The sequence below is a fragment of the uncultured Campylobacter sp. genome, from assembly GCF_938015785.1.
Lineage (GTDB): Bacteria > Campylobacterota > Campylobacteria > Campylobacterales > Campylobacteraceae > Campylobacter_B.
In genome coordinates this window covers 1-10,270 of record NZ_CALLWC010000074.1, presented here as the reverse complement: position 1 = coordinate 10,270, position 10,270 = coordinate 1, and the positions used below count along the sequence as shown (strand labels likewise).

Here is a 10,270-nt window from a genome sequence, read left to right as displayed (position 1 = left end):
ACCTGATACACGCCGTAGCCTAAAATCGGCATTTTGTTGCCGTCGTTTAAGATTACAAATTCCATTTTAGCTCCTTACTAAAAAAATTCATCTTATATAAAAATTTAAAATTTCGCGCTTAAGTCGTAAAATTCTATCCGCACCAAAGCGACAGGTTGGAATTTAAAAGCCAAATTCCAACCTATCGCGAAATTTTAATAATCAAAGATATTCGGATCGATCACCATCGCGCGGTAAGCTATGTCGTCTCTAGACGCCGACTCCACGTCCATTTCAAATTTAATGTCGTTTGTTTTCGGATCGATCTCCACGAGTACCATTTTGATCGTCTTATCGGGCTTTAGCAGATAGACGTTCGAGCTTGAGATGAAGTACGTGCTTTTATCCTTTTGCCACTCCACGTTGCTCGTAACCGCGCTGTAGAAATCAAATCCGCGCTCCTTGCCAAACTCCCACGTCTGCTCGACGGTGCCCTTTTTCTCGTCGATCTTGTACTCGACCGCGCGAGAATATTTTTCCTCTTTTAGCGCAGGCTGCTCCATGCCACGGCCGTCGCCGTTGTCAAATACGCTGATGTGCTTTATGCTGCCCTTGTTATCGTAGCGCGGAGTGAGCCACGCGGTGTGCTGCGTCCACGACCAGTCGAAATCGCCCTCGCATTTTGAGTTTTCGCATTTGATTTTGTTGCCGTTTTTATCGACCGGAATGAGCACTTTTTCTTTAAAGTCCGCGCTCCAGCCCTCAGGCGATGCCAGGATCCATTTTACCTTTTTGTCTCTGCCGATCTTAACTATGCCTTGGTGGCGAAGCGAGAGGATGATGCCGTCGTCGCTAGGGTCATATGAGATGGAATTTACGTGCGCCCAGTTGCGTCCCGTGCCGGTCGAGGTCACGTCGCCAAAAGGCAGATCGTCGCTGATTTTGATCTCTTTGGCGTCCATGTCGATATTTAGGCACACGGCGCGAGCGTCAAGAGCCTTGATGAGGTTGCTGCGGTAGACGTTTTTGCCGAAAATTTCATTCAGATCCCACTCGTCCACGACCTTGCCGCTGCCGTCCACTTCGATGATGTGATCTCTGATCGTGTGCGAGAGCCTGCCGTCTGCGTGGTGGTAGTTGTATTTACCGACGCGAAGCAGCAAGTGATCGCCTTTTAATGGCATCACCTCGTGGCTAAGGTCGATGTAGCCGCGCGGCAGCTCGCGATTATACACCTCCTTGCCCATCATATCGTAGCGCATATATCGCTGCGCCATGCCCCAGCTCAGATCGCCGTTTGGCAGCTGATGAAAGCCCATCATCATGCCGCCGTCCATCACTCTGCGCTCGCTGCGGTCGTAAAATTTCTGATAGTCCAGATACCATCTGACCTCGCCCTGCGTATCGACGACGAAATTTTCAGTGAAATCATTCCAGCTAGCCGCACCGCCGTTTTTCCAATCAAGCGGCTTATGGACGCTCGTAATCGTATTGTTGATGAGATAGAGCCTGTTTTTAAACGCAGGATCGACCTTTTTGACCTTCATCTTTTGCATGTGGCCAAATCTATAATCGCGGCTATACGTCACGATCGGCTGAGCGTAAATTTTATACTTTTCGACCTTCTTTTCGCCGTTAAAAACGTAGCTCACCTCAACCTCGTTTAGATAGTCCGGATATAGCCCCCAGATCGGCACGCCGTCGTGCGTCAGTAGCGCATGCTCGGAGACGTTATAGGCGATGTCGATGCCGCCGTTCGGCTTACCCAGCACCCGCACGTGGATATCCTTGATGTCCTTACCCGCCCTATCGATGACGGCCGTTAGAGGCGCCACGTCGTAGGGGTTGATAAACACCGAGCCAAGCTCGCCCTGGGTTTTTACCTGATGCGCCAAAACACCCGCACTCGCAGTCTGCGGCACCGATATAAACGCGCCGCCCGCCAAGGCCGCAGCCAAAACGATAGAACCGAAAAAATTCTTACGCATATTCGCTCCTTTTGGGTAAATTTATCAAATTTTACTACTACCAAGTCACATAATAATCATACTAGCTTTAAATCAAATTTAAAGTTAAATTCTAATATATCTACTTAAATTTTAGAACGTAAACGAGACGGGTAACAGTCTAAAATTTGATATAATTAGCCCTGCTTTATAAAATTTAAGGAGAGAAAATGCCATTCGTAAATATAAAAGTAGCCGCTCCAGAGCCTACAAAAGAGCAAAAAAAGCAAATCATCGCCGAGATTACGGACACGTTAGCGCGCGTATTAGGCAAAGACCCAGCCGCAATACTCGTGATGATCGAAACGCTCGGTATGGACAGCATCGGTAAAAGCGGTCTAAGTCTTGAGGAGATCAAACAAAATAAAGAGAAAAAATGAGCGAATTTTTATAGGATTTTGAGCCAAAAATCACGCTCGTAGCGGACACTACTTGCGCCGCTAAGCGGCCAAATTTACCGAGCGAGAGGTAGCAGTTTAAATACATCGCTGCGATCTGCTGTTGCGGGTGAGCATCAGGTTTCTCACCGAGGATTAGCGGCAGATGAGCGATCTGGAAGTCCTCAAAACCAAGCTCGCTCACGCGCCGCTCGATCCTCCCTTTGGCGCGCAGATAAAAGCTTGGCGAACCTTCGTTCGCACCCGGAGATGATACGAGCGCGAAGCGCCGCACGCCCGCCGCTTTGCCCCACTTCGCCGCCGCATAGACGTAGTCCACGTCCACGCGCAAAAACGCCTCGCGCGAGCCCGCCTGCTTCATCGTCGTGCCCAGCGCGCAAAAAATTTCATCAAATTTATGCTGTGCGATATCCGAGATACCCTCAAAATCAATGATCCGCGCGCGAAGCTTAGGGTGGCAAAAGCCTATCTCGCGGCGCGCCCATGCCCAGACCTCATCGTAGCCCCAGCTCTCGCAAAGCTCGCGCACAAGCTCCCTGCCTACGACGCCCGTAGCGCCAAGCACCAAGGCGGATTTTCCCATTTTTCGCTCCTTAAATTTCTTTAAATTTTACCGCGCTTTGGGGTCAAATTTAGCTCAGGCGCTACGATACGCGAAATTTTATACAGCGTATTGTGCGGCACGGCTCGTCGCGCGATCTATAAATGCGTAAAATTCAAAGGCGCCTGCCTGCGCAGCTTGTCGCTACGAAGCTAATCAAGTCCTGCTCGCACGTAAAGAAGCAACTTAACAGCGCAAGCTATAAGTGAGCTTGCGCCTCACCCGATCCGCTATTTGGCGGCTGCTATATAATTAAATTTCGGTTCGCTAAGTTTAAATTCGAAGCTAGCCAAATCCACCTCTCCGATGCATGCATCGCTATCGTAAAGCGTGAGCAAAAATTCTGCCGTTTGTTCGCTACTGTGGTATTGCGAAAACGCCGCATCGTAATCAAATCCGCGCTTTCCCGAAGCTACGTCGCAAAACTCGCTTTTAGTCGCGGCGGGAGCTAGAACTTTAGCCTGCATTTTGGCCTCTTTATCCTGCGCCAGCTCGTGGCTCAAACCCTCGGTGAAAGCGCTTACGAAAAATTTTGTAGCGCAATACGGCACGACGCCGGGCGCCAGAAAATAGCCGCCCACGGAGGAGATGTTTATAAGCTGAGTTTGTTTGCGTTTGTAATCTCGCGTAAATAAGCTCGAAAGTATCGCGAGCGCGGTTACGTTTAGGTCTATCATTCTTACCGTTTTTTGTAAATCCTGCTCTCCCACTAAGCCAAAATCCCCAAAGCCAGCGCTATTAATTAGCGCCTTTAGCTCATAGCTTTTTAGCTCGTCCCAAAGCGCTAAGACGTTCTCGCTGCGCGCAAGGTCGCAAATTTTAATGACTACGTCCGATTCGGGCGCGATTTGCGCGATCTCGTCCTTTAAGCTTTGCAAAAGCTCGGCTCTGCGCGCGATTAGGATCAAATTTTCTCTGCGCCCAGCAAATGCCTTTGCCGCTGCCGCTCCGATACCAGAACTTGCGCCGGTGATGACGATATATTTTTTCATTTTTTATCCTTTTTTAGATTCTTTAGTTTGAAATTTTACCGAAGCTCGCCGCGTATTCACGCGTGCGCTCGTTTTAAATTTACAAATTTGCCAGCATTTTGCGAGCGGTTTATTCGCCGCTTATGGGCGTGCGCTTGGTATCTACCGCTTTGCCGTCCAGATAATACCGACCGCCGGCGACGTAGTGAAGCGTTTTTAGCTCGTCAGGGATCTTTTCAAACAGCCAGCGTCCGCCGTCAAATATCCGCTCGTCCGCATACGCCGCGACGACCTCGCCGATGAAAAGATCATAGCTCTGCTCGTTATGAGGCTCGGGGATACGCTTGCAAACGAGCCATGCGGCGCAGCCCGCGATCAGCGGTACGCGGGAGTCATCTTTATAAAAAATTTCCACGTTTTTCATCTTGTCCGCGTTATCAAAGCGCGAGTTGTTCTCGGCGCCCAGCTCGCTAACTAGCTCCGCCTGCGCGGCCGTGGGGATCTGCACGGCGAAATACCCGCTCTTTTCGATGAGCGTCCCCGCGCATGAGCCGTTGTGCGGCACGATGGTAACCTTGTCGTAGTCAAGCGCCTGCGCCCACGTTATCGCCATCGCATTGACGTCGCCATCGTATTTGGCCGATACGAGCGTAGTCGCGCCTGGGTTTGGGATATGATTTTTGTAGATCTACTTTTATGACCTCAATTTTTGCTCCTTTGATTAAATTTTTATAGACGGCAGATACCGCGAATAATCGAATCAGCTTGGTATTGATTTGCCCTAAATTTACGTCTTAGCCTGCTGAGCAGGCCTAAGTCCTGGCGCGTTTGGATTAAATTTCTCCGCGGCGCGCGAAATTTGGCTGACTTAAAATTTCACCCGCTGTTTTCTGTGGATCTTATAGCTCTTGCCGCTTTTTAGCAGCGAAATTTTGCCGTCCTTCGAGACGTAGCAGCCACCCTTAACTTTGCTTAAAATTTCGCTCTGCGGCAAGCTCGCCCAAAAGATTTCTACCCTGCTTTTATCCGCGGAAAATATCCCGTAGATCGCAAGCGTAGCGTTATCAGGGTCGTCCAGCCTCACGTCCGCGACATCAAAAACCTGCACGCAGCCATTCTTGATCTTTGAAAAGCTCTGCCCCGCGGCAACCAAGCAGCCGTGCTCATCCGTGCCGCCGCCTACCATCGACCCCTGCACTGCGGGCACCTTGCAGACGCCCTCACTAGCGCCGCAGTCCGTAGCCGCGCCTTCGCTCCTCTTATCCGCCTCCTTGCCTAGCTTTGCATCGTGCGTCGCGCAGCCGCACAAAAGCACCGCCACAAAGGCCGCGATTAAAATTTTACCTCTCATCTTTACTCCTTTAAATAAATTTTATCTGCACTCAAAGCTACTCGCGTTATTTTCGTCGCCGCCTACGTAGGTAGCCACTTTAGGATACGCGCAAATCGGGATCTGCTTGCCCGCGCGACTCGTGCTTTTGCCTAGCAGACTAGATGGAGCCGTTCCCTGCTCGCGCCACGCTTCAAGCGCGCTTAGCGGATCGACGTCATCGATGCCGTTACCGCCGCCGCAGTGATTCATCCCAGGTAATGCAAAAAATCGCGCAAATTCGTCCGCATTCGCGTTGGTTTCCACTAGCTTTTTGAACCAATCGCGCTGATCCATCGCCGAAAATACGGGATCGGAGACGCCCGTTACGATGATGAGTTTACCGCCGTTAGCGCGGAAGCTATCTAGCTTGGTCGAAATCGCATCGTTTATCGCCGCGGTCTCGAACGTTCGCTCTACGTCCTTATCGAAATCAAAGCTCATCAGATCAAACTCCGGTTGCGGCGGCGTCAAGAAATAATAATTCATCGAACCTTTCGAGAGCACGATATTTCTAGCATTTGGCTCTGCCGTTTGCGAGTCGCCAAGCTTCCACATGCGCCAGCCGGGCTGATTTACTCCGGCATCGTAAAACCAGCCGCTGTAAATTTGCTCGCCCTTGCTGTTTTTTGCGCCCTCAAATATCGCCTTTATCACAGAAATTTTTTCTTTAGCTAGATCAAGTCCGCTAGGATCAAACTCGCAACGCTCCCAAGCGCCGATGATTCCGTCTTTTAGGCCGTCTAGCGCATCGCATTTATCCAGAACCGCCCTGCTTAGCTTATCCAAATCCTCCTGCGTAAGGGCGTTTGCAAAAATTTTCTCCCCTGCGGCGTTTTTAGGCGCGATCTTCATAAGCTGCCAGTTATCCCACTGCTCCGCGATCGCCGCGCGCGAAAGCCTAAAACCCGGATTTGCCGCAATTACGCCGTCAAATTCCAGCGGATACCTCTGCGCCGCCATCAGAGCCGAGCGTCCGCCGTTTGAGCAGCCCATAAAGTAGCTGTGCGCTGGCGCTTTTTTATACGCCGCAAAAATCAGCTGCTTTGAGACGCTCGCGACCTTGCCGATGGCCTGATATGCATAATCTAACCGCGCCTGTTGCTCAAGTCCGAACTCGGGCGTAGGCGTAGGATGTCCCGAATCGGTCGTGACGACTGCGTAGCCCCTCATAAGCGCGGGCGTTGCGGTGCTAGTGCGGATAGGCACGGCGCCAAGAGCCGGCGCTACAAAGCCGTCCAAACCGCCTCCGCCCTGAAATAGCAGCTTGCCGTTCCAGTCGCCTGGCAAGCGCAGCTCAAATTTTATGCCGTAATGCTTGCCGTCCGAGCCCGTGCGCGAGGCTATCTCGCCTTGAATTATACAGTGCGGCGCTGCTTTTAGCGTCTTTTTGGCGCCTCCCGTTAGCGCAGACATCTTATCGGCGCTGATTTCGCCGCTTTGATTCCAGATCGCTTTACTGATCTTTGTATCGTAAATTTTCGTGCCCTTTAGCGCCGCGCAAGCCCGCTCGTCAAAATCGCTCGCAAGCGCTCCCTGTAAGCCCAAAGTAGCCGTAAAGGCCGCAACTAAAATTTTATATTTCATTGCCGCTCCTTTTGAAATTTTATTAATCATAATTTTAACATAAAAATTTATCGTGATTTTACTGCGTTTATAAAAAATGATGGAATTCCGCACTAAACGGGGCGGAATTCCAAATTTAGCTAGAAGAGCGAAGCGCCCGAGCGGTCCGCGGGATCGGGCTCACCCGCCGCGCAATTTCGCAAATCGCAGCGGAATACTTCGATCGCCCAAAACCAAACCACGTGCCCAAAAAATCCCGAAACGAACTCATACCACGGAAGCTGAAAAAGCGGCAGCGTGATGCAATGCACCGCGATATTTATGACGATGCCAATGCGGCGCCCTGAAATAGCGTAATTTTAGGTAATTTCTCGACAGCGAAGTATATTTAATTTTAAATTTTCTATTGTCGCGAAGCATTAAATTTCTCGCGTGCCCTTAAAGCTTGCACGGTAAAAAATCAGCAGCGCGGCGGCTAACGCGGCAAAGCCGCAAAATAGCCCTTGGTAGCTTAAATATTCAAGCGCCTTGCCACCTACGGCAGTACCGATGCCGCCTCCGAAAAATATCGCCGTGCCTATGATCCCGGAGGATAGACCCTTGGCGGAGCCACAACGAAGTGCCGCGCTTGCTAGGACGGACTGCGCGCAAACATAGCCAAATCCCAGCAAAAACGTCCCTACATATACGGTGGCAGCGAAGCAACTCGCCAAAAGGCACAGTGCCGAAGCGGACGCCAAAAAGCCGAGGGATAGAATTTCTTTTAGCGGCAATTTCTCTTTTAAATATCTAGCAGCGTTTCCTGCCAAAAAGCAAGCGACGCCGTAAAGCATAAGGCAAGCTCCGGCGAAATTTGAGCTCAAACCCAGCTTTTTAAGCAGATAAGCACCTATGAATGAATACGCCCCAAGCACGATTGCGCCGTTACATAAAGCCAAAAAATAACTTCTCAAAAGCGCAGCATCGCCGCGCAAGCTGGCTAGGGATTTTACAAAGCTTTCGCCTCCATTTTTCGGAGCGTCTTTGAAATTTAGCGTAAATAGTGATACGAAAGATACTGCAGACAGCGCAGAAAAGGCTAAAAATATCTCCCTCCAAGAAAATCTAGCCACTGCCCATCCGCCTAAAGCCGCACTCAGCCCCTGCCCTAAAAATACCGAACCCAGAAATATCGCTACGATTTTTTGTCTATCCTTATCGTCATATGCATCGCCTATAACGCCGAGGCAGACGGCGATTATACCCGCCGCCGCGCATCCCGTGCAAAAACGAAATAAAACAAGCCACGCTAAACTTTTTGCAGTAGAGCAAAGAAGCGTAAATATCGCCAAAAAAAGCATTAGCGAGATTAAAATTTTACCTCTGCCGTAGCGATCGCTAAGATGTCCGTAAACCGGCTGAAGTAAGCCATAGGGGATCAGATATGCCGTCAAAACTGCGGAGGCGGCGCTTACCTGCACCCCAAACGTATCTGCGATGCTAGGTAGTAGTAGCGATGCGATCCAGTTATCTGCGGCAGAGATTGTCCCCGAGGCGATGATTAAGGGTAGTAGTCCTTTTTTGCAGCGCATTTTAAATTCCTAAATTTACGTAATTTTAGCCATTATAACTCTTTTGCTAGAAAATTTGGAATTTTAGTAAGCTCAGCGAATATGAGACGACAGGCATGGATCGCTAAGTTCGCAGCAAGGACGCAATGCTGCGGCAAGTATAGCGCAATGGTCGGACATACAATGCGATGCATCTACCTTGAGCAACGCGAGCAGTGAATGAATGACTAGTTTATATTTATAATCCACTTTTTTCGCACATAAAGACCTATAAGAAATAACGCAAATTTAACAATGCCACGAAGCAGAGCTATAGCATAAGGCAAATAAGGAAAGCCCTAACTTGCAACGCGAACCCTACAATAAAATTCAAAAATTCTACGCGGATTATGATGCCTAAAAATCAACTAAAAATTTTAAGTATGCATATCCCCGTAGCGCACGCTTTTTAGCCGCGCAATCCCGCCGTTTATCACAAGTCGCGACGAGCCATTTGGACGATCTCGTGCCGCTAGGTTAAATTTAATAGCAGCGGAATTTTGGAATTTTACGAATGCGGGGATTTCAACGAGCGCTTGAAATTTTAGTCTCGAGAGACGATTTTGATTTCGTTCGCGCAAGATCCGTCAAAGTCCGCGCCGAAGGGATCTTGGACCGTAAAATAATGATCTATTGCGCCGCATCCGTGCCCGATCTGCTCATCCCAACCAAGCGCCCTGCGCACGAAGCCCTTGGCATGGACGACGGCTGCGGGCAGGCTAAGCCCCGCCGCCAGCGCGCACGCGATCGCGCTTGAGAGCGTGCAGCCCGTACCGTGGGTGTTTTTCGTAGCTACTTTGGATGCGGAAAACTCATGAAATTTGCCGTTTTCGTACAAAATATCGATCGCTAAATTTGTCAAATCCCCTCCCTCGCCGCTCGGTTTAAAACCAGCGCCTAGGGAGGCTGCGGATAAATTTTGTTCAAAAGAAGGCTCCGTGCTCGCCGTTAAAATTTCACATTCGCTAGTAAAATTTTCCTCCGCGAAATCCGCGCTCTTCGTCGAGCTCGCAGAATTTTCGCGTGCGCCATTTTCGCCCATCTCGCGCAATAAGACTTTAAAATTTTGCGCCGTATCCGCCGCGCCCGCTTCCGCCGCAATGCAAGTCGCGCTCGCGCCCGTCAGATCGCCGCCTTTAATCAAAATCGCGCCACCGAAAAACTGCGAAATTTTAACTGCAGCAGCGCGCATATCGGCTAAGCTTAAAATTTTCATCTCCGCCAAAACCTCTGCTTCGCGCACGTTGGGCGTGATAATCTCCGCGGCGGGGGCGAGCTTATATTTTAGCGCATGCAGCGCGCTTTGTTTCATCAAAACTCCGCCGCTAGTAGCGACCATCACGGGATCTAAAACGACGTTTTTCGCGCCGTGCTTGCCCAGGCTCTTTGCGATGGCTTCGGCAACCCCCTCATTGGAGATCATTCCGATTTTAACGGCGTCCGGAAAGATGTCGCTAAAAATCGCATCGAGCTGCGCCTCCACAAAATGCGGCGAAACGTCCAACACGCCGAATACGCCGCGCGAATTTTGCGCCGTAAGCGCCGTAATAGCGCTCATAGCAAACATCTTATGCGCGCTAATCGTCTTGATATCGGCTTGGATGCCGGCACCGCCGCCGCTATCCGAACCCGCGATAGTAAGAATTCTTTTCATAAAAAGCCTTTAAAATTTTAGCGCGATTATATCGAAATTCCGCTATAATTCCGTCCGATATATTATTTTACGGGCTAAATTTAAGTTTTATTTATATAGTTTTTATTATAATTTATAATTTATTCGTACCATTTTTG

The 10,270-nt window shown here is 49.9% G+C and carries 10 protein-coding genes; 1 reads left to right on the top strand and 9 read right to left on the bottom strand.

From position 1 onward, the window contains the following. Positions 1–194: 194 nt before the first annotated feature. Positions 195–1,967, bottom strand: a complete 1,773-nt coding sequence (locus tag Q0393_RS10715) for an aryl-sulfate sulfotransferase (RefSeq protein WP_298980073.1) — start codon at positions 1,965–1,967, stop codon at positions 195–197. A gap of 188 nt (positions 1,968–2,155) precedes the next feature. Here Q0393_RS10715 and Q0393_RS10710 point away from each other — a divergent pair, with 188 nt between their 5' ends. Next, the gene (locus Q0393_RS10710) at positions 2,156–2,365 is read left to right on the top strand and encodes a 4-oxalocrotonate tautomerase family protein (RefSeq protein ID WP_297942528.1); all 210 of its coding nucleotides are present in this window, start codon (positions 2,156–2,158) and stop codon (positions 2,363–2,365) included. Here Q0393_RS10710 and Q0393_RS10705 read toward each other — a convergent pair. From Q0393_RS10705 to thiD, 8 genes are all read right to left on the bottom strand, one after another. Beyond that, positions 2,340–2,966, bottom strand: coding sequence for an NAD-dependent epimerase/dehydratase family protein (locus Q0393_RS10705; RefSeq protein ID WP_298980072.1), 627 nt, complete (start codon positions 2,964–2,966; stop codon positions 2,340–2,342). The genes Q0393_RS10710 and Q0393_RS10705 overlap by 26 nt on opposite strands. Positions 2,967–3,214: 248 nt before the next feature. Then, positions 3,215–3,976 (bottom strand): SDR family oxidoreductase, encoded by a 762-nt coding sequence (locus Q0393_RS10700; protein WP_298980071.1) that lies wholly within the window; start codon positions 3,974–3,976, stop codon positions 3,215–3,217. A 109-nt stretch (positions 3,977–4,085) separates the two neighbouring features. Next, positions 4,086–4,568 carry a flavin reductase gene (locus tag Q0393_RS10695; protein ID WP_298980069.1) on the bottom strand — a complete coding sequence of 161 codons (483 nt, stop codon included), beginning with the start codon at positions 4,566–4,568 and terminating at the stop codon, positions 4,086–4,088. 255 nt (positions 4,569–4,823) lie between these two features. Continuing rightward, the gene (locus Q0393_RS10690; RefSeq protein ID WP_298980067.1) at positions 4,824–5,306 is read right to left on the bottom strand and encodes a hypothetical protein; all 483 of its coding nucleotides are present in this window, start codon (positions 5,304–5,306) and stop codon (positions 4,824–4,826) included. 21 nt (positions 5,307–5,327) lie between these two features. Next, positions 5,328–6,911: a tannase/feruloyl esterase family alpha/beta hydrolase gene (locus Q0393_RS10685; protein WP_298980065.1), complete on the bottom strand. Its 1,584-nt coding sequence runs from the start codon at positions 6,909–6,911 to the stop codon at positions 5,328–5,330. Positions 6,912–7,030: 119 nt separating this feature from the next. Beyond that, a complete protein-coding gene (locus Q0393_RS10680) occupies positions 7,031–7,201 on the bottom strand; it encodes a hypothetical protein (RefSeq protein ID WP_298980063.1) in 171 nt (56 codons plus the stop codon). A gap of 108 nt (positions 7,202–7,309) precedes the next feature. Then, positions 7,310–8,461 (bottom strand): MFS transporter, encoded by a 1,152-nt coding sequence (locus Q0393_RS10675; RefSeq protein ID WP_298980061.1) that lies wholly within the window; start codon positions 8,459–8,461, stop codon positions 7,310–7,312. A 562-nt stretch (positions 8,462–9,023) separates the two neighbouring features. Further along, positions 9,024–10,133 (bottom strand): bifunctional hydroxymethylpyrimidine kinase/phosphomethylpyrimidine kinase, encoded by a 1,110-nt coding sequence (thiD, locus tag Q0393_RS10670; protein WP_298980059.1) that lies wholly within the window; start codon positions 10,131–10,133, stop codon positions 9,024–9,026. Between the last annotated feature and the right edge of the window lie 137 nt (positions 10,134–10,270).

Excerpts from the sequence above, each read along its gene's own strand:
- Q0393_RS10715 (WP_298980073.1), bottom strand. The coding sequence starts at position 1,967 with ATGCGTAAGAATTTTTTCGGTTCTATCGTTTTGGCTGCGGCCTTGGCG.
- Q0393_RS10710 (WP_297942528.1), top strand. The coding sequence starts at position 2,156 with ATGCCATTCGTAAATATAAAAGTAGCCGCTCCAGAGCCTACAAAAGAG.
- Q0393_RS10705 (WP_298980072.1), bottom strand. The coding sequence starts at position 2,966 with ATGGGAAAATCCGCCTTGGTGCTTGGCGCTACGGGCGTCGTAGGCAGG.
- Q0393_RS10700 (WP_298980071.1), bottom strand. The coding sequence starts at position 3,976 with ATGAAAAAATATATCGTCATCACCGGCGCAAGTTCTGGTATCGGAGCG.
- Q0393_RS10695 (WP_298980069.1), bottom strand. The coding sequence starts at position 4,568 with ATGGCGATAACGTGGGCGCAGGCGCTTGACTACGACAAGGTTACCATC.
- Q0393_RS10690 (WP_298980067.1), bottom strand. The coding sequence starts at position 5,306 with ATGAGAGGTAAAATTTTAATCGCGGCCTTTGTGGCGGTGCTTTTGTGC.
- Q0393_RS10685 (WP_298980065.1), bottom strand. The coding sequence starts at position 6,911 with ATGAAATATAAAATTTTAGTTGCGGCCTTTACGGCTACTTTGGGCTTA.
- Q0393_RS10675 (WP_298980061.1), bottom strand. The coding sequence starts at position 8,461 with ATGCGCTGCAAAAAAGGACTACTACCCTTAATCATCGCCTCGGGGACA.
- thiD (WP_298980059.1), bottom strand. The coding sequence starts at position 10,133 with ATGAAAAGAATTCTTACTATCGCGGGTTCGGATAGCGGCGGCGGTGCC.